Below are 22,191 nucleotides of genomic sequence, written 5' to 3' on the forward strand. Positions count from 1 at the left end.
CGGCGGGCGGTGCGGATGGAGGCTCCAAGGGTTCGCAGGGGTAAGGAATCAGGGCGTGCGTCTGCCCGGTGGGGCGGCTTTCGGCGATGCCGGCGGGAGGGGCCATGGCGGGAGGGGTGACGCGTTGGCCGGGGTAGAGGGCAGTCGCGGTGCCGGTGTGAACGGAGTGAGGGCTCGCATGCGGTCCTCGGCTACGTGCAGGACCTCGGAGAGGTTGCGGATCTCAGCGGCTGCGTCGGCGAGGTCGTAGGACAGGTCGAAGCCGTCGTCCTCCTCGGCCTCCTTGGCCTTCTCACCGGCTGCTTCGAAGAACTCGCCGAGCTGCGCCAGCAGGCCGTTGATGGGATCCAGGATCTGGTGCAGCAGGGCGGCGGCATCCGCGTGTGACTCGGCTCCGTTGAGCCGGTCGGTCAGCTCGCGCAGCGCGTCGCCGTAGACGTAGACGGGGCCACCGCGTGGTGTGCCGGGAGCATCCCGGGCCTCGGGTGGAGGTGTCGGTCGGGCTGGGTGCACGTGTGGGCTTTCGTGGGGGAAGGCAGGGTGCGGTAGCAGTCCGAGCTGGGCGAGGCGGTGGTCGATCGCCTCGATCAGAGGTGGGGCGCTGCCGCCGTGGTGGACTTCGGGCCGCTGATGAGCACCGGGGTCGTTGGTGGGAGCCGAGTCGTAGACGACCTCGAACAGCGTCTGGTCGTCGGGGTGCTCGCGAGTGGCGATCCAGCCCTCCGGGTCTCCGGGCGGTCGCTCGGAGGACGGTTCCTGCGGCGGACTGATAATCAGGTAGCTGTCGTCGGGGAGTGAGACGCGCACGTTGTAAGTGTTGAGGCCGAACTCGATGTCGCACTGCAGTCCGCGTGCCCGCAGCGGCGTGATGACGTGTGCGTGCCGACGCCACAGCTCCTGCCACCACGTCGTGTGCACGTTGCGGTGGTCGGGAAGAGGCGCGAGCGGTACGGGGCGGGGTTCCGGGGTGGTCGTTTCGTCAGCGGCCATGGCTCCTCCTGCGGCTGCCGCCGCTTGCGGGCCGGAGGTAGGGGTGCGGGGTGAGGTAGTGCCGGTCGGTGGGGTTGGCGGTCCGGGGCAGGGCCAGGGCGTTCTCCGCGGTCTCGGTGAAGTGCGGGGCTGCGTGGCTGGAGATGGTCGCCGCCGAGGCGAGGTGCTTCAGGACGGTCCGGCCGGTCCGGGTGGTGTGGTGGGGGCTCCGGGCGAAGCCAGCGGCCAGCCGGAGGACATCGCGGGAGAGGTTCTGCGCGTCGGTGGCGTGCTGGAGCAGCGCGGTGCAGGACGGCGCGGCCGGAACGTACCCGTTCTCGTCGAGCAGCTCCCACCGCTGGGCGGCGTCGTGCAGTTTGTCCTTCACGGCGTGGAGTGCGTGGATGAGGTGCAGGGCGTCGTCGCACGGGAAGTCGGGGTTCACGGTTCTCTTGGTCAGTGCATGCGGGCGTCGGTGTCGAAGAGCGCCAGTTCGTGGCTGTGCAGGAGGTGCTGCACGATGAAGCTGCGTCCTGCGACCTTCCACAGGCCCCGGCCTCGGTTGAGGTGGGCGATGGCGTCCATCTCGACGGAGGTCAGGCCGAGCAGGGAGGCCGCGGCGTGGAGCTGGTCGGTCTCCTGGCGGTAGATGATCCGGGTGGAGCAGTCCGCCAGCAGGCCCTCGGCCAGGGCGCGGCCCTGTGATCCGGCGTCGCCGGCGGTGAGCAGGTCGGACAGCCGGTGGATCACCATCAAGTTCGCGATGCCCAAGCCCCGGGAGAGCTTCCACTGGGCCTGCATCCGCTGGAGCAGCCCGGCGTGACGCATCAGACGCCATGCCTCGTCGTACACGATCCAGCGCCGGCCGCCGTTCGGGTCGGAGAGTGCGGATTCCATCCAGGCGGAGGCGCAGGTCATCGCGAGGACGAGAGCGGTGTCGTCTCCAGAACCGCCGAGGCGGGACAGGTCGATGGTGAGCATCGGCGCGTTCGGGTCGAAGCTCACAGTGGAGGGGGCGTCGAACATGCCGGCCAGGTCGCCGTGGACCAGTCGCCGCATGGCGTGGGCCAGGTCGCGGGCTGCGTCGCCGAGTTGGCCCGACATCATCCCGGCGGCCTCATTGAGCGCGCTCGGGTTGTTGAGGGTGGCGGCGATGTCGCCGAGGAGCGGGGTGCGGTGTGTGTCGGCGGCGCGGGTGACGACGGCGTCGAGGGCGACGTCCAGGGCGGTGTGCTCCATGGGCATCAGGTCCCGGCCCAGGACGGTCCGGGCCAGGGAGCCGAGCAGGAGCAGGCGCCGCTTGCGGATCTCGCCGACCCAGTCGGCCTGGGCCACGCTGTCCGGGCGCGGGGCTGCGTCCAGGGGGTTCAGGCGTCCGGGCAGTCCCGGTCCGAGGGCGACGGACCGGCCGCCGAGGGCTTCGGCCACCGGAGTCCACTCGCCCTTCGGGTCGCACGGGACGTAGACGCGGTATCCGAAGGCGACCGACCGCAGCGCGAAGGACTTGGCCAGCGCGCTCTTGCCCTGGCCGATCACGCCGGCGAGGAGCAGGTTCGGGTTGGTGAACCCCTCGACCTTGCCGTACAGAGCGAACGGGTCGAAGACGAAGGATGCTTCGGCGTGAACGTCGCGGCCGATGTAGATGCCCTCGGCGCCGAGCCCGCCTTCGGCGAGGAAGGGGTAGGCGCCTGCCGCGACGGCGGTGGTCATACGGTGGGCGGGAAGTTTCAGCCGGTTCGCGCGGGCGGAGGCGGGCCCGGGGCGCCCGCTCGGTGGGTAGAGCGGGGCGGGCATCCGCTGCTCGGGGCGGGTGCTTTCGCTCTGATGGGCGCTGGCTTCCGCGCGGGCTTTGGCGGCGGCCTCAGCGAGCTGGCGGCGGGCGGCCTTGCGGCTGGCGCGGTCGGTGCCGTGGGGGGTGAACACAGGTGACGCGGACGCGCGGCGGGCGCGGCGGGCGGGCCGGTGGCTCATCGGGGGCCCTCGTTTCTGCGGGTGGTGCTCATCGCGCGCAGGCTGTGGTGTGCGGGCGGAGGTCGGTGGGGGTGGTTTTGCGGCGGATTGCGTGTCCGGCGGCGAGGTGGCGTTGGCAGATCGTCAGCACGGGCGGGCCATCGGGGACCCGTTCTGGATTGCAGGTGCTTGTCTCGGCGTCGGCCTGGGGTGTGCCGGGCAGCAGGTGGAAGGCGGCGTGGACTTCGGTGGTGGCCTGCCAGAGCCAGGTGTGGGCGGTGGCCAAGTGACGTCCGGCGGCCGGGTGGGGTGGCCGGGTGTGGTCGGCGAGCCGGTCCAGGAGCTGGAGCAGAGCGGCGAGGTGGGCGTGCAGTACGTCGATGTGCAGGCGGTCCATGGGCCTGGGCGGGTCTACGTCTGACGGGGCCAGGGCTCGCGCGTGGTGGCGGATTCCGGCGCTCGCGGCGCGGAGGTAGGGGTGCGCGTCGTCGGGGCGCGGGGGAGAGGTCAAAGGTGGTGGTCCTTCCTGCCGGTCGGCAGGGCGGCGACGGGCGTCCCGTCGCGGGTGAGTGCAGTGGCCAGGGCGCGTACGGGCGCGGCTGGCTCACAGGGCGGTGCGGGCGAGGGGGAGCGCGGAGAGGGCGAAGGCGTCCGGCTGCTGGTAGTTGAGTCTGCGGAGATCGACTCCGGAAGTGACGGCGTGGGTCTCTATTTGTGCGCAGGCGGCGTCCAGGAGGGCGTCGGTCTCGGCGGTGACGGTGACCAGGCCGGTCAGGGCCACGTCCGCGTGCCCGGCGATGAGCTGGCGTTCGCGGGTCTTGACGTCGGCGTACTCGACGGAATCCTCTTCGGAGTCGACCTGCCCGCGGCGGGCACGTTCGTTGGCGTCGGCGATGATCGCGGCCTTCTTGCGCTGGACGTCCCGCAGTGCCGACTCGAGCCCCTGCGGCACGTAGATAAGGGAGAGGCAGCGACGCACGCCGGCCGTGAACATCAGCCCGTGCAGGAACCCGGCCCCCATCTCGGTCCTCGGCCAGTTCTCCACCCAGTACGTCGCGTGCCGCGCGCTGTCGGTGGCGAGGCGGTCGTACTCCTCGAACTGCACAACGGGGCCGGCGGCGGCAGGGTCGGCCTCGGCACGACCGGTCTCGGACCACTGCTGGAGCGCAGCGAGCACCTTCGGGTCGTAGGCGGTGCGGATGACGGCGGCGATCTCCCGCGCGCTCAGCCATCCGGTGACCATCAGGCCGGCGTTGCGGGCGGCCTGGGCGATGGAGGCGGTGGTCTGCTCCATGACGGTGAACGCCCCGGGCAGCCCTCCGCCGGCCTGAGAGATCAGGCGGCGGGCGGCCTTGAGGTCGAGGGAGATGGCGAGGTAGGTCTCGTGCGGAGCGGCGGCCGGGCCGGCAGAGGCGACCAGTTCGGAGTAGACCTGTCCGGCGACGGGGGCCTGGGGTTGCCCGTTCTGGGTCCAGTGGCGGGTGAGCGTGTCACCGCTGTCGGGCACGGTGCGCTCCAGAACCTGCACGGTGGCGACGTTCCCGGTGCGGGCGATACCTGCCAGCGCGCGCCCCCAGCTGTTCACGTTGTGGTTCTGGGTGGCCGGGTCGAGGAGGGCGAAGGCCCGGCTGGTGACGCGGGCGATGGCGGTCAGGGTCTGCTGGTGCGGGTCATGGACTGCCGCAGCCTGGTTGGCGGAATCGCCGGGGGTGACGACCTTGAGGGAAGCGGCGGTGCCGGGCAGATGGAGGACGCCGTCCTGCCGGGGACGGGTGACGGGACGGGCGAGCCACAGGGTCTGGCCGGTACGGCGGCGGTGCGCGTACCGGGTGACGATCGGTGCCCAGTCGATCAGGGAGCGGCCGTGCCGACGGATCGCGACCAGCGCACCGGATGCCGCCCACAGCGGTGCCAGGGCGAGGGCGCCGAGCAGACCGGTGGAGATCACCGTCATCAGCAGCAAGGCCAGCGTGCAGGAGACGAGGACGAGCTGGGGCAGGGAGAGGCCGAGGAGGATGCCGCGGCGGCTCCGGTGTGGGAACTTCACCGTGACCGGGGCGACAGAAAGATCAATCATGGGCGGGTCCAGGAGGCGCGGGTGGAGCCCGGAGGCGGGAGGTAGCGTGCACGTCCCGCCCCCCGGAGTCGGGCAGAGGTCAGAGACCGGTCGAAGGCGGCGGCGGAGCCGACCCGCTCGACGCGGCGTCCTGTGAGCCGGAGGACGGTGGTGCGCCCTGCGGAGGTGGTGCCGTCGTCGGAGGAGTGGTCTGCCATCCGCCGCCCTGGCGGGACGCGGCGTGCGCGCTGGATCCGCCAGAACCTGGGGTGCCTCCCACCTGGCCGCTGGTGTCGTCGGACACGCTGGTCGGCGCGGGCTGGACGGCCTTCTCCAGGCCGGACTTGACGGCATTGCCGCCGGGCGAGCCTCCCGTACCACCGCCCTGCGCCCCGTCCTTGCCTTCTGTGCCTCCGCCGGTCGGGTTGGCGGCGACGTCGCCGGGGAATCCGCCGTCGGGGCCTTGCGGTGCGGCACTACCCATGGCGGCTGCTCCGGCTGCGGCGCCACCTGTTCCGGCGGTGGCCGCGGCCGCAGCGGTCTTGCGTGCCGCGTTTTCGGCGTGGGCCTTTGCGATTTGTGCTCCGGCGCCGCCGGCACGGTGGATGGACTCGCCGTCGGTGCCGTCGGCAGCCCAGTGCACGAACTTGAAGACCGCGTACGGGCACAGCAGCACAAGAATCATGATCACAATGCCGGACATGACGTCGGCGAGTGCGGCGATGCCGTCCTTGGACTCGGTCTTGCCCATGGCGGCGATGCCGAGGACGAAGATCACGGTCATCAGCAGTTTGCTGACCACGAGGGTGGCGGTGGCCTCGATCCAGCCCCTGCGCCACCGGCGGGCGACCTCCCAGCCGCCGCCCGCGGAAGCGAAGACGGCGAGGGTGACCATGACGAGGATGCCGACCTTGCGGACCATCATCACGCACCAGTACAGGACGGCGCCGATGGCGGCGCCCAGTCCGGCGACGACCGCGACGAGCCAGCCGAGGCCGGCCAGACCGGGGATCTGGTTGACCTTCACGATGCGCCGAACGGCGGACGCGATGTCGAGCTTCGCGGCTTTGAACAGGCCGTCGGAGATGGCGTCGACCACTTCGATGGCGACTGTGGTCAGGGCGATGGCGCAGAAGGCGAACAGGACACCGCTCATGGTGCCGGTGAAGGCTTGCGTCAGGGCTTGTCCGTCACGCCGGATAGCGGCCCGGACGAGCTGCGCGCAGAAGGTGGCGACCAGTAGGACCAGGCCCAGGGGCAGCAACATCTCGTAGTTGTCGCGGAACCATCCGGCGTTGAGGTCCACCTTCGTGGTGGTGTTGACCGCCTCGGCTGCCAGATCGGCTGATGCGGCAGCCAGTTCACCGGCAGACTTCGCCATCCAGTCACCGATGGCCTTGCCGGGGTCCGAGGCGAAATCGACCGCGTCGCCGACGGCGCACAGTTTGCCAGCCAGGGGGATGTCACAGAAACCCACGAGGAGTTACGCCTCCTTTCTCTTCTCAGGCGCGGGTCACTGCGTGACACTGGGGGCGATGGCGGCCAGGGTGCAGTCGTGGTTCGGGCGGCACTGGACGGCGAGAGTCACGGCTCGTTCCTCGGCTCCGCCGCCGCCCTTCTTCCAGCTGAGGGTCTGCTTGCCGTTGACGGTGACGACGTAGACGTACGCCTCGGTGATCGCCGACGGGTCGTCGGCCAGCGCCTGCTTGAACGCGGAGGGGTAGTGGCCCTCGGTGACGTGGGCGGTGGCGTGCTGATCCTGGTCGGCCATCCGCGACCACAGCACCGGATCGGGGACCTGGCCGGCGACCGAGGCCCAGTCGGCGTACTTGGTCTCGGTGGTCATCCAGGCCCGCATGCCGGCGAGCTGCTGGTCGCGGCTGGTGTCGCGGGTGTCGTAGGACCAGAGCATCTGAGCCGCTGCCTTGGCGTAGGCGACTGGCTCGGCGATCTGCGGAGGCTTGGGCACCGACCCGGGCCCGGAGGAAGGCTTGGGAGCAGCCTCGGAGTGGGACGGGGTGCCAATGGGAGCCGGTGGCGCGGCATCGTGAGTCTGGTGGCCGTTGCCGCCGCCGGTCAGCAGGGCAACGGCCCCGGCGAGGGCGAGCAGGACGGCGACAACGGTGGCGCCGATCGCGATGCGCTGGTTCGTCGACCAGCCCGAGCCGTACGAGGACAACGAAGAGGAGGGGAAGCGCTTCCGCATCAGTGGACCTGCGATCCCAGGCCGGAGAAGAAGGCCACGATGCCGTTCGCGGCACCCAGACCGAGGGCGGCGCCGGCGGCGACGACCGCGCCCTTCTTCCCGTTGGACTCGGCCTGGTGGCCACCGGTGTGGTGCCCCCAGGCCCATACACCGAGCGAGACGGCGAGGGCGCCGACGACGGCGATGATCCCGAACATGTTGATCGAGTTGACGACGTTCTTCAGCACGCTCAAACCGGGCAGGCCGCCGCCCTTGGGCGAGATTCCTGGGTCGTAGGCGAGCTGGATGACGCGGTCTGCGAGAGGGACGGACATAGGTGTGGCGGGGCTCCTTGCATACGCGGGCCCGGCGAGGGCCAACGGGAAGGTGAAAGCGAAGGGGGAGGCGCGCGAAGAGCGCGGAAGTGGCCGCGGTGCCGGGTCGTTCGGTGTGATGCCGGGCGGGGCGGCGTCAGAGGACGCGGCGGGCGGCGAGGATCGTCCAGTCCTTGATCGGGGTGATCCGGACCGGCTTGGTGGTGCGCGGCGCCTCGATGACCAGGCCCTCGCCCATGTACATGCCGACGTGCTCGGGCCGAGCGGCGGTGCCGCGGCTGAAGATCAGGTCGCCGGGCTTGAGGTGAGCGGGCGAGACCGCCTTGCCCTCGTTGACCTGCGTGTACGTGGTGCGGGTGAGCGTGATGCCGGCATGGGCGTACGCCTGCTGCATCAGGCTGGAGCAGTCGCAGCGGTCCATGGGGTCGGAGCCGTGCGCGTTCGTGCAGGATCCGCCCCACTGGTAGAGCGTGCCGAGTTGGTGCATCGCCCACTCGATGGCCTTTCGGGCCTTCGGGTCGGCCTCCTTGGGGATCGAGTAGCCCTTGGGGACGCTGCCTTCGGGGATGCGGCCGAAGCCGGAACCGTCCCGGCCCGGCGCGCAGCCGGTCGTGCTGGTCGACGGCTTCTCGCCCTGGTTCGTGTCCTTGTCGTCTGCGTCATCGCCGGTCCCTGGGAAGGTCTTGACGATGGCGCTCTGCAGCGCGGTGGCCAGGGTTTCCCACTGCGCGTACGCGTCTGGAAGACCGGACTTCTGCACGGCTTGGGCGGCCTGAGTGACGGTCATCTGCTGCCAGCCGTCCACCTTGAGCAAGTGCTTGTAGAACTGCTCGGAGGCGTAGACCGGATCGTGGATCTGCTGGGCGCTGCCCCAGCCCTGGGAGGGACGCTGCTGGAAGAGGCCGAGGGAGTCGCGGTCGCCGTAGCCCAGGTTGCGCAGTCGGCTCTCCTGCATCGCCGTGGCGAGCGCGATGATCTGTCCCTTCTTGGGGACGTCGAGGGAGAGGCCGGCGGCCACGATCGTCTGGGCGTTGGGGACCTGCTCGGCGGGCAGGTCCAAGCCCTCGACATGTACGTCTTTGCCGGAGGCGCCGTCGAGGATCTTGGTTACCTGCTCGGCGACCTTGTCGCTGTCGATGCCGGTCAGGCAGCCGCTGAAGGAGCCGCTGCTCTGCACGGCGTCGGCGGAGGAGGCAAGCATCATGCCGGTGCCGGCGAGCAGGATGGGGGAGAGGAAGACGACGCCGATGCCGGCGGCGAGCCCCTTCAACCTGAGCGGACCGCTTGCCGGTCAGCGGTTTCGGGCATGGGTGGGTAGCGAGACGTCATGAACGGCTCCTTGAAGGGTGCGGTGTCCGGCGTGCCGCGTGCGCGAGGCGTGGTGGAAGGCGCGGCGGCCGGGGAGGGCGATCGGAGGCGGGCCGGTGTGGGCGAGTTGCCGCTCGCTCCGTGTGTGGCCGTGCCGTGAGCTAGGTGTGCCGGGGCAGGGGGTACCTCCGTGAGATGTGGCAGGGGAGTAGCCAGCGGCGGTGTGCGCCGGGCGGTTCAAAAACAGTAGGCGGGGATCGGAGGTTGACCAAAAAGTTCGGCGGGAGGTGCCGGAAACCGGCACCTCAGCACGGCACTTCTTGGTCGTCGGCGGATTCGGCTCTACAGTTTTTGAACTCCTCCTCGCCTTCCTCCGCCTGTGGCCATGGGCTTCTGCACGCCCATTTCCGGCCCGCGAGGACTCCTGCGCGAGGCGGGGCTTCCCTCCGCGTTTCCATACCCGAATTGGGGTTCCTCTTTGCCTTTTTCCCTACACCAGGGCGACGCTCTGGCCGTTCTCTCCGGTCTCCCGGACGGCTGTGTCGACTCCGTCATCACCGACCCGCCGTACAACAGCGGCGGCCGGACCGCGAAGGAGCGCACCACGCGCTCCGCGAAGCAGAAGTACACCTCCGCCGATGCCAAGAACGACCTGGCCGACTTCACCGGCGAGAACATGGACCAGCGGTCCTATTCGTTCTGGCTGACGCAGATCATGACTGAGGCCCACCGGCTGACGAAGACAGGCGGGACCGCGCTGCTGTTCACCGACTGGCGCCAGCTCCCCACGACGACGGACGCCATTCAGGCCGCCGGATGGCTGTGGCGTGGTGTGTTGGCCTGGCACAAGCCGCAGGCCAGGCCCCAGAAGGGCCGGTTCACCCAGAACTGCGAGTTCATCGTCTGGGCGTCCAAGGGGCCGATTGACGGCTCCCGGAACCCGGTCTACCTGCCGGGCATGTACTCGGCTTCCCAGCCCTCCGGCGCGAAGCGCCGGCACATTACGCAGAAGCCCGTCGAGGTGATGCGCGAGCTGGTCAAGATCAGCCCTGAAGGCGGCACGGTCCTCGACTTCTGCGCCGGCTCCGGCTCCACGGGCGTCGCCGCCCTGCTCGAAGGCCGGGACTTCATCGGCGTGGAGAAGACCGAGCACTACGCGTCGATCGCGGCCGACCGGCTCACCGAGACGATCCGCGCAACGCTCATACAGGACGACGTGATTCTCGCAACCTGATCCGCGTCCTCTTGTGCCGCCAACGCAACCGGCTCCCTGCTGAGCCGCTGTCGGAGCACCGCCGGAGCGGACGTGCGCTTTCGCTGTCCGGTCCGTGCAAGGACGCTCTCGCCCTTCTCTATCCCGTGTCTCGTAGGAGGCCGAACTATCAATGTCCGAATCCGCAAATCCCTCTGACAGTGGAGAGTTGGAGCCGGTTCGCATTCCGGATCCGCAGTTGGAGGGAATCGAGGCGAGCGTACGGCGGCTCATGGAGCAGTCGGCGCAACAGGCTCAACAGCTCGACCACCTCGCCTCCGCGCCGGCGCCGAGCGGCTCCCCGTTCGCCGCGTTCGGCATGCCAGGACTCGGCGGGCCTTCGGCGCCCGCTCCGCCGGAGCCGCGCCCGATCCTGGAACTCGACGGGGAGGAACGGGAAGACGAACTCGACGCCCTCTCGGACTGGGTCGACGACTTCTTCCTCCCGGTCTACGGGGCGGAGGTCACCACCGCGGCGCCCTGGTGCCTGCAGTGGCAGGAGCACGACGACGTCGTGGCCTGGCTCCACGCCCTGTGGCTCGCCTACCAGCAGCACAAGGACCCCGAAGCCGGGCTCTCCGGGCTATTCGTGTGGCACCGCGACTTCCTCACCCACGCCGTCGCCGCTATCCGCGCGCCGGGCGGACCGCTGTCGGCCTGCATGACCTCCCCCGACCGGCCCGCTCACCGTCTCCTGCCCGGCCCACCGCCCTCCGTGCGTACGGAGACGGCAGCCATGGCGGAAGCCGCCGAGCCGGACGAGCCGACGTCATGACCGCGGGACAGGGCCAGCCCGCCTTCGCCCTGAGCTTCGACCCTCGCGCGCTGACCGATCTCCTCCAGGCCCCCAGCGATATCCGCGACCTCACCCTCGCCTACCTGCAGGAAGTCGTGAACGCGCAACGCTTCGGACAGCGCCTCGACGGCGACCTGGAGGGATTCCGGAAGCTGTTCGTGGACCGCCGCAAGGACTGGCGCGTCGTCTACGGCGTCCGCCCGGCACCTGCGGAATCCGCCCACCTCAAGGAGATCCACGTCGTCGCGATCCGGCCGCGTGCGGGCAACGACGTCTACGACGAGGTCGGCCGCCGCCTGGGGATGACCCGCCGGCCGCTGAGCGCCCGCACGCACGCGGCCCGCTCACGTTCCCCGCAGCTGACCACCCGCACTCCCGTGCCCCGGCCCGGTCCGCCGCCTGCCGCACTGCCGGGCCTGCCCCGTCCCGCACCCAACCCCGCGCACCACCCCACCTGCTGAACGCACGGAGCGTCGCCCATGTCCCCTTAAGCCGCGCCCCCCACCCGGCGTGCGGTCACGCAGCTCGACCACCGCATCGAAGCGGTCACCGGTCACGACATCGACACCCTGTGGGCCTACCGTGACCGCGGCGCCCTCGACGAACCACACGCCCAGCTGGTCGACCGGCATCGCACGCTGGCCAACGCCCAGATCGGCGTCACCTTCTACCTCAAGCTGCTCAACCGGCTCACGAGCGGTGAGTTCCCTGTCGACGGGGCCCTCTTCGTACGCATCGACCGCACCGTGGACCAGCTGGAGGAAGCCACCGAGGCGCGCGACGCCGCCGCCCACAAGGTGCTCTCCGCCCTGGAGCCCATAGAGTCCGCCGCAGCATCGACGCCCGACGGACCACCGCTTTCGACGGATGACCGGACGGCACTGCTCGCCATCGCCGGCGGTGCCAAGCTCCACGAGCACCTCCTGACCGGCCGGGCATTCGTGACCGCCTCCTCCGGCACCCGCATCCCCTACCCCCAGATGCAGAAACTGCAACGCGCCGGTCTGATCACCCGGGACACCAGCCATCCGGTGCACGCCGGCCAGCCCGTCTCCCTCAACGACGCCGGACGAGTCGCACTGCTCGATGCCCGCCGGACCCCCACGACGCAAGCGCCGAAGAGCCCGGCTCGCCCCGGCGCCTCGCCGTCCACTCCCGCGAAGCGGCGCTGAACTCCACCGATCCACCGAAAGGCTCTTCTTGTCGCCCACCGAACCAGCGTCGGTCCGGAAGTCCATCCCCCACGTCGACTTCGATCTGGACGACCTCGACTCCGACGAGGACAGGTACCTCGACTTCTACCGCAAGGTCGCTGTCCACGAGGACATGCTCGTCCCCCTCGCCGAACACCACGACGGCCCGAACAGCTACTACGTGCTGTTCGACCGCACCGCCACCTGGGGACACCCCGGCATGGCCCAGACGCTCGCCGTACATCTGCAACGGGAACACGAGAAACAGACGTTCAGCTTCGAGCAGGCCCCGCTGCCGCTGCCCGCGATGGCGCAGTCCTGGCTCATCCAACGCGGCTGCCCACCCGATGCCATCGACCTCGACCCCGAACTGGGCCCGCCTCCGGCGGACGAGCCCACGCGAGCACTGGAACGACGCCTCGCCGGCAACGGCGACCGCTACGCCATGGGCTACTCCTACACCAGCGACGACCCGGACGACATGGTCATCGTCGTGGTTCTGCGGGCCCTGGACGAGCAAGCCCCCAGCCCGTTCCGCGTGGTGGTCGAGGAGGTCGATACCGAGACGTGGACGCACACCCTGCGCGAGGGCGGCTTCGACACGGCCGGAGAGGCCCTGCAGTGGTGCGAAGACCGCCTCACCGGCAAGGCCGGGCCGCTCCCGCCGGTCCGCCCGGAAGTCACCGCCAACCGCCCTGCAGGCGTAGCGAAGGCCCCTGCCCCACACCCGCCCGGCCGTTCTCGCTGAGCGCTATTCCAGTCGCAGGCGGCGCAACATAGCCGACGATCGCCGGTTAGCCAAACCGGCGATTCTCCGGACTCTTATACAGCCGCCGGGACAACTACTCCCGCGGCCCCTTCCCCGCATTCCCTGTGCCTTCACGGAGGTTTCTTCCGCATGCGCTCCACCCGAATTGCCATATCCGCGGCGATGCTCGGCGCGCTCGCGCTGCCGGCGCTGTGCGCCACCCCCGCCAGCGCCGCGACCATACCCACCGCAGCAACCGCCACCCCTGCCGTGAGCTGCCACAACCTGCCGCCACTCCCATACACGGTGCACACCAAAGCCGTGACCATCCGGTCCAAGGCCAGCTCGAAGTCCACCGTGCTCGGCGTGCTCTACAAGAGCCACAAGTTCAGCGTTTCCAAGAAGAGCGGCAACTGGCTCTACATCACGGACAAGACGACCGGCGTCAAGGGCTGGGTCTCCGGCACGTACGTCTACCGCGACGTCCGCATGTGCCTGGACTGACTGACCGGATCCAGCACGTCCCGCCGAGCGGCGCGGGCACCGAGTACAGCCGTCCTTCGCATTCCCCAGACATTTGCCTTTCAAGAACAGGAGATCCCTTTTGGCCGACGGCATATCCGATGAGTCTGCGGATGTCGTGGGCGTGCTCACCGAACGGATCGAGGCCCGCTTCGGCATGGGCATGGACCAGTTGAAGGCCGTGGTCGCCGCCGCTCCGACCACGAACCCCGACGCCACCGACGTCGTCAAGTGGCATGGCCTTCTCGTCGAGGCCCAGTCCGTGCTGGAGCGCGCGGAGGACGACCTCCTCGCGGCTCTGCAGACCCAGCCCAGCGAGGTCGACGACCCGACGATGGGCCTCGCCCACCGGGTGAACGCCGCCGCCACCGCCCGCGACGGCCGGGCCATGGTCGTGCGGTGGCTCCTCGACCCGGACGCTCCGGGCAAGAAGGACCGCGCCGCAGAGCGCCTGGCCCGCCTGCGGCCCCGAAGCGGCCCGGCGGTGCAGACCAGCGCTCCCCACCGTCCCGCAGGGACACACGCGCCGGCGTCGGCGTGGCGGCCGGCAAGGTCCGCCCGATGAGCCGGGACAAAGCCAGCACCATGGACGGCGACCTGCAGAAGGTCTTCGGGAACCCGGTGCCCGAGCTGTACGAGGCGGTTGCCGGCCACGATGTTTCACCCGCGCTCGCTCGGGCCCTGGAGCTGCGCTCGTTCCTGGCGCTCACCGAGGAGCAGGTCGCCCGCGTCCGCGACCGCGTCCACGCCGACATGGATCCCGACCGTGACATGGACGAACTGTCGGCGGACAAGCTCCGCTTCGACGCGCAGTGGCTGGAAGCAGCGCTGGAGGCCCGCGACGGCTACCGCGCAGCCCTCGGCGAGCTGCTGCGCACTATGCCCCCGCCTGCCCAGCAGGCCCGGACTGTCCGCACGGCGCAGCTCAGGGCCACCGCAACCCTGCCCCCGTCTGCCGCCCCGGCACTCCTGCGTGCCGGGGCGGCCCGGGCCCGCCGACCGTGAAGGCCCCCTGATTGCCCCAACTCACGTCCACCGATATAGCCGGACGGATCGAGGACCTGTACGGCGCACCGCTCGCCGACCTCGAAGCCCATGCCCAGGATCAGCCACCCGGCATGCTTTCCGCCCTGCTCGGCATGCACGACGCTCTCGCCCTGGCCGAGCGCAGCATCGACTTCCACCGCGACCACCTCACCCAGCTCATCCACCCTGAGCGGCAGATTGGCCCGCACGAGGTCTCCCACCTCCTCGACGGCACCCGCCGGCTCGCCGAAGCCGTTGCCGTCCGCGAGGCCCAGGCCACGTCGGTCGCCGCCGTCCTGCAGAGCCTGGCCCGCGTTCCGGCCCCGACGTCTGCCTCTCCGACTCCCTCGCCGCCTGCTCCGGCCGCGCCCCTTGCGGCACAGAGCGCGGCGCACAGCCGCTGACCCCCAGGCGATCCACCTTTCACCCAGGAGTTCCTCCCTTGGCCATCACCGCTCTGCCCCCCGATGCCGACGCCGACATCGCCAGGGTCACCGAGGCCCTCGCCATGATCACCCCGCGCTGGAACGTGAGGATCCTGCTGGCCCTCTCCGGCCCGCCGCTGCGCTACAGCGAGCTGGCGGCCAAGGTGTCTTGGCTGCAGAACGGACAGCTCCACCCCAAGCTCACGGCGCTGTGCGACGCCGGACTCGTCGAGCGCACCGAACACACCGCACGGCACGTGACCTATGGCCACACCGAGCGAGCCACTGCCCTGTTGCCGATCCTGCCGATGATCGTCACCTGGGCCGAGGAGCACCTGGAGAAGGCCGATCGCCCGCTGGCCGCGATCGAGCAGATCGAGGACAGTCTCACCCTGCTCACCCGGCGCCACGCCGCCGCCATCCTGTGGGTGCTCAAGTCGCGTAAGGAGGTCAGCGGCCGGGTTCTGGCCCGGATCGTGATGCCCAGCAGCGACTGGACCAACATCTATCCGCCGTTGCGCCAGCTCGTTGCCGACGGTCTGGCCGACACCGAGGGGAACGGCCAGCCGTACCGGCTGTCCGCCGCCGGCGACGCCCTGGGCCCCGTGCTCGGCACGCTGTCCGCCTGGTCCGCCGGGCAGCCCCTCGACCAGGCGGCCCGCCACCCCGTCTGGGGGCAGCCGCAGGCCAAGAGTGCGCCGAGGCCGTGGGTCAGCAGCCAGTCACGGCCGGCGCCCGCAGCGCTGCCGCCCGCTCGGGCGGTTGGGTCGTTCCCGGCGTGGCACCACCGCGACCTCTTCTCGCACGCGGCCGTCGGCCGCCCGACGGCAGCCCTCCCGGCGGGAGGCCCGCGCCGATGAGCACTTCCTTCACTCCTGCCGAAGCGCGTCACGCTGTCGAGCTGCTGGCCTCGCGCTCCTTGATCCGTCTGGTCACCGAGATCGACGACAACGGCGCCATACCGCCGCGACGGCTCGCCGGCACCCTGCCCGACCTCTCCGTGCACCAACTGCGCAGTGCATCCGACACGGCCCGCGCCCACGGCCTCGTCCGGGTCGCGCCCGGCGCCGGTCTGGAACTCACGGATTCCGGAATGGAGCTGGCCGACCTGTATGACGCGCTAGCCCGGTGGGCGCGGCGTCACTCGGTCCCCGCCGCCGTCTGCGAGTTCAGCAGCCGTGTCCAGCATGTCCTCGGCCTGCTGGGACCATCGCTCACCCCCGGGAATGCCGACCGCCCCGGACCCCTGCCCGACGTGCGCCCCATCAGTGTGAAGGCTGAGGCGGACCTGGCCTGTGTCCGCACGCTCCTGATCCAGTGGCTGGTTGGCAACCCCCAGACGGCCAGGGCCGAGCCCGAGCGGGCCGCGTGAGCGCAGCGGTCACACCCCGGCACGCACGCCACACTGCCGGGCTGATGAGCAGCATCTACCTGCCGCGCGCGGCGGACGCGTTGGCGTTCGCAATGTCCACCTACGGTATCCCGTTGCTCGTCCTGGCCACGACTGGCTCCGCTGTGCTGACGGGGGCCGCGTTCGCCCTGGAGTGGATCCCGCGCCTGGCAGCGTTCGGGTGGGCCGGATCGATCGTCGACCGGCGCGGCGCCTCGGTGGTCTTCCACCTCGCCTCACTGGGGCGGGCGCTGGTTCTCGCCGCCGGCGCGGTCCTGCTGTACCTCTACCCGTCCGGTGCTGTGGCGAGCGCGACGGTGATGGTGCTGGCGGCGGCGACCGGCGTGCTCACCGAGTTCAGTTACATCGCTGTCGAGACCGCCGGAGCCGCCGCCGGCCGACGAGCGGGGCCTCGGGCTCACCGTGTCCAGGCTGCCCTGCTCGGCATCGACCAGACCGCGACCTTGGCCGGACCGGCGCTCGCCGGCGTGCTGCTGCTCGCCGGGCCACCATCGATGCTCGCGGTGGTCACCGTGCTCTCGCTGCTCGCCGCGCTACTCGCCCTGCGCACACCGCCCTCGCCCGTTGCCCCGGCCCGCGCACCGAAGGGGCGGCCCGGCGCCGGGCTCGTCACCGGGTGGCGCACCATCCGCGCGCTCCCTGCGCTCGGCTGGCTGGTGACCGGCCTGACCCTGTCCAACCTGGCCACCGGCCTTCTCCAAGCCGCCGGTCCCGTGATCGTCGTCCAGCACTTCGGGCAGTCCACCACGGCCGTCGGCCTGGTGTGGTCCGCAGCAGCGGCGGCCACCCTGGTGGCCGTCACCGTCTGCCGGTTCGCGTTGGACCGCCTGGGCCTGTGGCCCGTGGGAGCCGCCTGCTCCGTCATCGCTTCGCTCGCCTGCCTCGCCGCCGCCCTGGCCCCCGACTATCTGTCCTACCTGGTCATGGTCGCGGTCCTGATGGCAGCCGATGGCGGCCTGGCGGTCGTTCTGCGCACCCTGCGATCCCGCCTGATCCCCCCGGAGACGTTCGGCAGCACCCTGGCGGCCACCATCCTCATCCTCCTGCTGCCCTTCCCCGTCGCCGGCGTGCTCACCGCGCTCACCCCGCCCGACGCACTGGGCCACGTCATCACCGCCTGCGCCGCCCTGCAAACCCTCGGCCTGTTCTGCGCCTTCACCCGCCTGCGCACCGACCCCGCCCTGCGCACCTGACCCGGCTGTCCCCAGCCCGTGGAGAACCAGTTGACCATCGCCGCCCCCGGGTCGCACCGCGCGACCGGCCGCACCATCACCGAGCAGTTCCACGCCTTCGACACCCGCAACCCCCACGTGTACCGCGCCCTGGAACGCATGGCCGCCCGCCGCCTGGCCGCCGGTGCCACCCAGATCAGCCTCAAGGACCTCTTCGAAGACCTTCGCCGCAAACTCCCGTATGGCGTCGCCGGGCTGAACAACAACTTCACCGCTCTCTACGCCCGCCGCCTCATTGACGAACACCCCCACTAGGCCGACGCGTTCGAGCTGCGCCGCCGCCGCGCCACCTGAGAATCCCCCTTTTTTACCTGCCCTGCTGTCCCTCGATACGGAGAATCTCCTCTTGTCCGCTCGCCCTGTTGTACTTGTCGTTGCTCCCGGAGATGAGAACTACCGCGGCTATTGCCTTGAGCAGGTCGCCGACGCCTACGACGTCGTGCTGCTCACCGGCACCGAACCGTCGTGGGAGAAGCCGCACATCAGCGATCACGCCGTTGTGGACCTCAATGATCCTGCCGCGCTGCTGGCAGGAGGCCGATCCCTGGCCGGACGCCACGACCTCGCCGGTGTCATGACCTGGGATGAGTGGAGCGTGGTCCCGACCGCCCGCCTCGCTCGCCAGTTCGACTTGTCCACCACCGCACCCGAAGTGATGCAGGGGTGCCGCAACAAGGCCATCGCTCGGTCGCTGTTCGCCCGCCACGGCGTGCCTTCGGCCGCTTCGGTGAGTGTGCGTACCCGCCAGGAGGCCGAAGCCGCCGCCGAACGGATCGGCTACCCCGTGGTGCTGAAGCCTGCCTCACACGCGGGTGCCATCGGCGTGCTCCGCGTCGACGACCGCGACCAGCTCACGGCCGCCTACCAGGCAGCCGAACGGACGGCCGGTCAGGGAACCGAGAGCACCAGCGTCCTCGTCGAGGAGTTCCTCGACGGGCCGGAGATCTCCGTGGAGTGCGTCACCTACCGCGGCGCCACCACGGTGGTGGCGGTCAACCGCAAGACCATCAGCCCTCCGCCGCACTTCGAGCAGCTGGCCCACAGCGTGGACGCCGACGACCCGCTCCTGAAGACCGTCGCGCCGGCCGCCCGGGCGGCGATCAACGCCCTCGGCATCACCGGCGGCGTCAGCCACATTGAGATGCGGCTCGTCGACGGCAGGCCCCGCCTCATCGAAGTCAATGCCCGCCTGGCCGGCGACATGATCGGCCACCTCGTGCATCTCGCCACCGGCATCGACCTGCCGCGGGCCGCCGCCGACATCGCCTGCGACCGTGCCCCCGACCTCACGCCCACCAGGTCCTCGGCCGCTGCCATCCGGCTGCTGTACCCGGACACCTCCGGAACCCTCACCCACCTCACCTACGACGGGCCCCGCCCGCAGTGGCTGGACCGGGTGAACTTCCAGTGCCGCCCCGGCGACCAGCTCCTCCTCCCCGCCGACGGAGGAAACCTGTACACGGGCCGGCTCGGCTACCTCATCACCACCGCCGCCACCGGCCAGCAGGCGCGTGCACGCGCCGACCGGGCCGCTCGTGCCGTCACCGCGGTCCTCGACCGGACCCCCGGCACCCGCAGCAACGCGGCGTGAGCGCGGTGCCTGCAGCCGCCCGCCACAGCCGGGCGCTGCTGACCGGGTACTTCCTCGGCCTCGGCGCCATCATGGCGGTGTGGGGCGCCCGGATGCCCGCCGTGCAGCAAGCTGCCCACCTCGGCACCGCACGACTGGCCCTGGTCCTGCTGGCCGCCGCTGTCGGCATGGTTGCCGGACTTCAGCTCGGAGGCCGCTACGCCCGCCCGGCGCGGCTACCGGCCCTGCTCACCACTGGGTCCCTTGCCCTGGCCGGATGCCTCATCCTCGTGGGCCAAGGCGAGAGCCTGTCCGCGTTGCTGGCGGCGGCTCTCGCATTCGGTGTCGCCCACGGCGTCCTTGATGTAGCCGCCAACACCGCGGCCGTCCGCTGCCAGAACGCCTTCAACCGGCCCATCATGTCCGGTCTTCATGCCGCCTACTCCCTCGGAGCCCTCGCCGGCGCCGCCTTGGCCGCGATCACTGCCCATGCCCCGCACAGCACTCTCTTCACCGCAACAGGTGCCCTCCTGGCCGGCGTCGCGGTCGCTGCGGTGCCGGTCACCCGAAGCCTGAGCAGCGCAGACCGCCCCGCACTGCGCGTCGGCGCTGGAAAGCCGCCTCTGCTTCCGTCGCCAGGAAAGCTCTGGCTTCTGGCCGCGCTGGCCGCAGCGAGCCTGCTGGGGGAGGGAGCCGCCGCCGACTGGGCCGCCGTGCACCTGCACACCCTGGGCGCCCCGACGGCCGCAAGCGCCACCGCGTTCGCGCTGTACAGCGCGGCCATGGCCGTCGGCCGGCTGACCGGAGACCGGCTCACCGCAGCCTTCGGCGCCCCGACAGTCGTACGGGCCGGAGCCGTTCTCGCCACGGCCGGACTGACCATCGGCGTCATCGGGAGCAGTACCTCGCTGGCGCTGACCGGTTGGGCGGTCTTCGGACTCGGCCTGTCCACCACCGTCCCCTCGCTCATCACCGCGGCCGGTGCCGGCGGCGCCAAGGCCGTGGCCACGGTCACCGCCACCGGCTACCTCGGCCTCCTCGCCGGCCCGGCCCTCATCGGTGCCCTGGCCAGCGCCACCACCCTGTCCACGGCTCTGCTGCTGCCCGCCCTTCTGGCCGCCGCCGTAGCCGCCCTCGCCCACCGCGCCCTGGAGAACACCACCCCTTGACCTCCACCACTGCCCAGGCGGGCCTGGAGGCCGTCATCCTCGACTACAACGGCGTCATCGGTGTGCAACCCACTACCGACCAGTGGCTCCGCCTGGCCCGCACCGCCCTGTGGCCCGACGACGACCTCCCCGCCTTCCAGAACGCCTTCTGGAGTGCCCGCTCCGCCTACGACGCCGGCCAGCTCAGCGATCTCGCGTACTGGGCCCAAGTTCTCGGCCACCACCCCGGCGCCCGCCGGCTGCGTGAACTGCACGACGCTGACACGGACATGTGGACGTCCACCGACGACCGCGTCGTCGAGATCCTGCACCATGCCCACGCGTCCGGGCTGCCGCTGGTGCTGTTGTCGAACGCGCCCCGCCACCTCAGCGATGTCCTCGACCGTCACCCGTGGCGCCGTCTGATGACCCACGCCTTCTACTCGGCGCGGCTCCAGGTCTGCAAACCCGACCCGGCCGCCTACCAGCACGCGATGAACGCCACCGGTGCCACCGACCCCGACCGCCTCCTTTTTGTGGATGACCGGGCCGACAACTGCCAGGCCGCCCGCCTCCTGGGCCTGCGCGCCCTGCACTACACCGGCCGGCCCGCCGACCTTGCAGCCGCCCTGCAGTCCCCGAACTGACCCGCTTCCGCCTTCCTCAAGGATTCAGTGCCTCACGACGACCACGACACCATCGACGGCGACGTCTACGTCTCCCCACGCCATCTGGCCAGCTCCACCGCGGTCGGTGATCCCGGCCTCGACCCGCTGCGCGCCCTCGGCTGGGATCTGCACCATGACGACCTCGGCAACGCCTATCTCACGGCCCCCGACGGCAAGGTCCGTCTCGGTTACCTCCCCGAAGGCGACGACGACGGACTGTGGCGCATCAACGCCTATGAGGACGCTTTCGGCCCACCGGCCTGGGGCGTCTGCTTCAACGACGCCGCGCCCACCGAGTTCGTCACCACCTTCACTACCGCTCTGGCCGAGGCGTACCGGCAGGGCCCGGACCACTACCTTGCCCGCCCGCTCGCCGGAAGCGCCGACCGCGACCCGTTCCTGGCCGTCGACCCGCTCATCAACCGAGGCTGGCAGTTCAACCGCCCGCATCTGAGCACCTTCGCCATCACCTCACCCGACGGGCTCGCCACGCTGGAGTACACCACCGGCGACCTCGACCCAGCGATTGAACTGGACACCCGCGACGCGCGCTGGCACCTGTGGGCCGGCACCTCCTCAGCCCGGCCCTTCTGGTACGCCACGGCCAGCACCGACACTCCCGCCGCCCTTCTGCGGGCCGTGACCGAGGCCGTGGCCGACCCAGCCCCCTGCCTCGATGGCGGGACGACACCGACAGCTACGTCAAGGGCCACGCCCAGATGTCCCCGATCCTCCCGTCGAGTCCGCTGGCGCCCACCCCGCTCGACGTCCGGCGGGCCGCCGCGCCCCGGCCCGCGGCCAGCGTCCCGCGCTGGAGCACCACGAGCCGACCTGCCCTGTCCGGCCCACGACGCTGACCCCAGCCCAACTCCAACCGGAGACCCTCGTGTCCCTGCAGGCCCCCGAGTTCTTCACCGAGCTGTGCCTCCCTTTCCATGACCACGCCGTCGTGGGCAACACCTACTACGCCACTCCCGTCCCGGGCACGCCGCTACGGCTGCGGATCGATTTCACCCGCACCATCCACGCGGACACCTATGGCGGGCTGCGTGTCGCCGTCGTCCACCCGGACCGCGGGGAGATCGACGCGGTGGCGCTCAGCTTCCTGGACCACGGAACCTTCCACCGCCGCGACGAAGCCACCCACACCCGTCCGAACACCAAGCAGTACGGCACCTTCGGCACCCACCACCGCCCCGGCCGCCCGCCGTGGGACGGGGCCGTCACCACCGGACTGCGCGATGTCATCGAGCAGTACACCGCCGTCTGGTTTCCCGGCGCCTGGGCCGCCTCCGCGCCCAAGCGAGCGGCCGGCCGCACATCGCGCAACACTCCGGCCTCTCCAGTCGCCCCAGCCGGGGCGGCCCGCACCCGCTGACCCCGACCGATCAAGGAGT

Annotated in this window: 26 protein-coding genes and 1 pseudogene; 18 read left to right on the top strand and 9 right to left on the bottom strand. The window is 70.8% G+C overall.

Going from position 1 to position 22,191, the window contains the following annotated elements; genetic code table 11:
* Positions 1-48: 48 nt before the first annotated feature.
* From AB0L56_RS21885 to AB0L56_RS21925, 9 genes are all read right to left on the bottom strand, one after another.
* The gene (locus AB0L56_RS21885; protein WP_365425508.1) at positions 49-990 is read right to left on the bottom strand and encodes a hypothetical protein; all 942 of its coding nucleotides are present in this window, start codon (positions 988-990) and stop codon (positions 49-51) included.
* Positions 980-1,414: a hypothetical protein gene (locus AB0L56_RS21890; RefSeq protein WP_053634909.1), complete on the bottom strand. Its 435-nt coding sequence runs from the start codon at positions 1,412-1,414 to the stop codon at positions 980-982. Before AB0L56_RS21890 ends, AB0L56_RS21885 begins: the two co-directional genes overlap by 11 nt.
* 11 nt (positions 1,415-1,425) lie before the next feature.
* Positions 1,426-2,940: an ATP-binding protein gene (locus AB0L56_RS21895; protein WP_365425510.1), complete on the bottom strand. Its 1,515-nt coding sequence runs from the start codon at positions 2,938-2,940 to the stop codon at positions 1,426-1,428.
* A 28-nt stretch (positions 2,941-2,968) separates the two neighbouring features.
* Positions 2,969-3,430 (bottom strand): DUF6238 family protein, encoded by a 462-nt coding sequence (locus tag AB0L56_RS21900; protein WP_365425512.1) that lies wholly within the window; start codon positions 3,428-3,430, stop codon positions 2,969-2,971.
* A gap of 93 nt (positions 3,431-3,523) precedes the next feature.
* On the bottom strand, positions 3,524-4,996 hold the full coding sequence (locus AB0L56_RS21905) for an SCO6880 family protein (RefSeq protein WP_365425514.1): 1,473 nt from the start codon (positions 4,994-4,996) through the stop codon (positions 3,524-3,526).
* Positions 4,997-5,075: 79 nt separating this feature from the next.
* Positions 5,076-6,452, bottom strand: coding sequence for an ATP-binding protein (locus tag AB0L56_RS21910; protein ID WP_365425516.1), 1,377 nt, complete (start codon positions 6,450-6,452; stop codon positions 5,076-5,078).
* A 36-nt stretch (positions 6,453-6,488) separates the two neighbouring features.
* Positions 6,489-7,181, bottom strand: a complete 693-nt coding sequence (locus AB0L56_RS21915; protein ID WP_365425518.1) for a hypothetical protein — start codon at positions 7,179-7,181, stop codon at positions 6,489-6,491.
* A complete protein-coding gene (locus AB0L56_RS21920; RefSeq protein WP_365425520.1) occupies positions 7,181-7,495 on the bottom strand; it encodes a DUF6112 family protein in 315 nt (104 codons plus the stop codon). The genes AB0L56_RS21915 and AB0L56_RS21920 overlap by 1 nt, the downstream gene beginning before the upstream one ends.
* A 136-nt stretch (positions 7,496-7,631) precedes the next feature.
* Positions 7,632-8,765, bottom strand: coding sequence for an NlpC/P60 family protein (locus tag AB0L56_RS21925; protein WP_365425522.1), 1,134 nt, complete (start codon positions 8,763-8,765; stop codon positions 7,632-7,634).
* Positions 8,766-9,281: 516 nt separating this feature from the next.
* On the opposite strand from AB0L56_RS21925, the gene AB0L56_RS21930 reads away from it, so the two are divergent.
* The 18 genes and pseudogenes from AB0L56_RS21930 to AB0L56_RS22015 all read left to right on the top strand — a co-directional run bounded on the left by AB0L56_RS21930 (position 9,282) and on the right by AB0L56_RS22015 (position 22,172).
* On the top strand, positions 9,282-10,037 hold the full coding sequence (locus AB0L56_RS21930) for a site-specific DNA-methyltransferase (RefSeq protein ID WP_365425524.1): 756 nt from the start codon (positions 9,282-9,284) through the stop codon (positions 10,035-10,037).
* Positions 10,038-10,287: 250 nt separating this feature from the next.
* Entirely contained in the window at positions 10,288-10,830 is a 543-nt protein-coding gene (locus tag AB0L56_RS21935) for a DUF4913 domain-containing protein (RefSeq protein ID WP_365425582.1), read from the top strand.
* Positions 10,827-11,312, top strand: a complete 486-nt coding sequence (locus AB0L56_RS21940; protein ID WP_365425526.1) for a hypothetical protein — start codon at positions 10,827-10,829, stop codon at positions 11,310-11,312. The genes AB0L56_RS21935 and AB0L56_RS21940 overlap by 4 nt, the downstream gene beginning before the upstream one ends.
* 75 nt (positions 11,313-11,387) lie before the next feature.
* Positions 11,388-12,023: a hypothetical protein gene (locus AB0L56_RS21945; protein ID WP_365425584.1), complete on the top strand. Its 636-nt coding sequence runs from the start codon at positions 11,388-11,390 to the stop codon at positions 12,021-12,023.
* Between the two features lie 28 nt (positions 12,024-12,051).
* The gene (locus tag AB0L56_RS21950; RefSeq protein WP_365425528.1) at positions 12,052-12,792 is read left to right on the top strand and encodes a hypothetical protein; all 741 of its coding nucleotides are present in this window, start codon (positions 12,052-12,054) and stop codon (positions 12,790-12,792) included.
* Between the two features lie 150 nt (positions 12,793-12,942).
* Positions 12,943-13,296 carry an SH3 domain-containing protein gene (locus tag AB0L56_RS21955; RefSeq protein ID WP_365425530.1) on the top strand — a complete coding sequence of 118 codons (354 nt, stop codon included), beginning with the start codon at positions 12,943-12,945 and terminating at the stop codon, positions 13,294-13,296.
* 100 nt (positions 13,297-13,396) lie between these two features.
* The gene (locus AB0L56_RS21960; RefSeq protein WP_365425532.1) at positions 13,397-13,879 is read left to right on the top strand and encodes a hypothetical protein; all 483 of its coding nucleotides are present in this window, start codon (positions 13,397-13,399) and stop codon (positions 13,877-13,879) included.
* A complete protein-coding gene (locus tag AB0L56_RS21965; protein WP_365425534.1) occupies positions 13,876-14,319 on the top strand; it encodes a hypothetical protein in 444 nt (147 codons plus the stop codon). Before AB0L56_RS21960 ends, AB0L56_RS21965 begins: the two co-directional genes overlap by 4 nt.
* 11 nt (positions 14,320-14,330) lie before the next feature.
* The gene (locus AB0L56_RS21970; protein ID WP_365425536.1) at positions 14,331-14,744 is read left to right on the top strand and encodes a hypothetical protein; all 414 of its coding nucleotides are present in this window, start codon (positions 14,331-14,333) and stop codon (positions 14,742-14,744) included.
* Positions 14,745-14,782: 38 nt separating this feature from the next.
* Positions 14,783-15,625, top strand: coding sequence for a winged helix-turn-helix transcriptional regulator (locus tag AB0L56_RS21975; protein ID WP_365425538.1), 843 nt, complete (start codon positions 14,783-14,785; stop codon positions 15,623-15,625).
* Positions 15,622-16,137 (top strand): regulator, encoded by a 516-nt coding sequence (locus tag AB0L56_RS21980; RefSeq protein ID WP_365425540.1) that lies wholly within the window; start codon positions 15,622-15,624, stop codon positions 16,135-16,137. Before AB0L56_RS21975 ends, AB0L56_RS21980 begins: the two co-directional genes overlap by 4 nt.
* Positions 16,134-17,369, top strand: coding sequence for an MFS transporter (locus AB0L56_RS21985; protein WP_365425542.1), 1,236 nt, complete (start codon positions 16,134-16,136; stop codon positions 17,367-17,369). The genes AB0L56_RS21980 and AB0L56_RS21985 overlap by 4 nt, the downstream gene beginning before the upstream one ends.
* A gap of 30 nt (positions 17,370-17,399) precedes the next feature.
* Positions 17,400-17,663, top strand: a complete 264-nt coding sequence (locus AB0L56_RS21990) for a hypothetical protein (protein ID WP_365425544.1) — start codon at positions 17,400-17,402, stop codon at positions 17,661-17,663.
* Positions 17,664-17,754: 91 nt separating this feature from the next.
* Positions 17,755-18,999, top strand: coding sequence for an ATP-grasp domain-containing protein (locus tag AB0L56_RS21995; protein ID WP_365425546.1), 1,245 nt, complete (start codon positions 17,755-17,757; stop codon positions 18,997-18,999).
* Positions 18,996-20,147 carry an MFS transporter gene (locus AB0L56_RS22000; RefSeq protein WP_365425548.1) on the top strand — a complete coding sequence of 384 codons (1,152 nt, stop codon included), beginning with the start codon at positions 18,996-18,998 and terminating at the stop codon, positions 20,145-20,147. Before AB0L56_RS21995 ends, AB0L56_RS22000 begins: the two co-directional genes overlap by 4 nt.
* Positions 20,144-20,773, top strand: coding sequence for an HAD family phosphatase (locus tag AB0L56_RS22005; RefSeq protein WP_365425550.1), 630 nt, complete (start codon positions 20,144-20,146; stop codon positions 20,771-20,773). The genes AB0L56_RS22000 and AB0L56_RS22005 overlap by 4 nt, the downstream gene beginning before the upstream one ends.
* 27 nt (positions 20,774-20,800) lie before the next feature.
* Positions 20,801-21,651 (top strand): annotated as a pseudogene (locus AB0L56_RS22010) (DUF317 domain-containing protein).
* A gap of 29 nt (positions 21,652-21,680) precedes the next feature.
* Positions 21,681-22,172, top strand: a complete 492-nt coding sequence (locus AB0L56_RS22015; protein WP_365425552.1) for a hypothetical protein — start codon at positions 21,681-21,683, stop codon at positions 22,170-22,172.
* Positions 22,173-22,191 lie beyond the last annotated feature (19 nt).

This window comes from Streptomyces sp. NPDC052079 (assembly GCF_040680275.1).
Taxonomy (GTDB): Bacteria; Actinomycetota; Actinomycetes; order Streptomycetales; family Streptomycetaceae; genus Streptomyces.

Coding starts and splice junctions, on each gene's coding strand:
- AB0L56_RS21940 (WP_365425526.1), top strand. CDS start 10,827: ATGACCGCGGGACAGGGCCAGCCCGCCTTCGCCCTGAGCTTCGACCCT.
- AB0L56_RS21920 (WP_365425520.1), bottom strand. CDS start 7,495: ATGTCCGTCCCTCTCGCAGACCGCGTCATCCAGCTCGCCTACGACCCA.
- AB0L56_RS21895 (WP_365425510.1), bottom strand. CDS start 2,940: ATGAGCCACCGGCCCGCCCGCCGCGCCCGCCGCGCGTCCGCGTCACCT.
- AB0L56_RS21915 (WP_365425518.1), bottom strand. CDS start 7,181: ATGCGGAAGCGCTTCCCCTCCTCTTCGTTGTCCTCGTACGGCTCGGGC.
- AB0L56_RS21980 (WP_365425540.1), top strand. CDS start 15,622: ATGAGCACTTCCTTCACTCCTGCCGAAGCGCGTCACGCTGTCGAGCTG.
- AB0L56_RS21935 (WP_365425582.1), top strand. CDS start 10,288: ATGGAGCAGTCGGCGCAACAGGCTCAACAGCTCGACCACCTCGCCTCC.
- AB0L56_RS21885 (WP_365425508.1), bottom strand. CDS start 990: ATGGCCGCTGACGAAACGACCACCCCGGAACCCCGCCCCGTACCGCTC.
- AB0L56_RS21965 (WP_365425534.1), top strand. CDS start 13,876: ATGAGCCGGGACAAAGCCAGCACCATGGACGGCGACCTGCAGAAGGTC.
- AB0L56_RS21905 (WP_365425514.1), bottom strand. CDS start 4,996: ATGATTGATCTTTCTGTCGCCCCGGTCACGGTGAAGTTCCCACACCGG.
- AB0L56_RS21955 (WP_365425530.1), top strand. CDS start 12,943: ATGCGCTCCACCCGAATTGCCATATCCGCGGCGATGCTCGGCGCGCTC.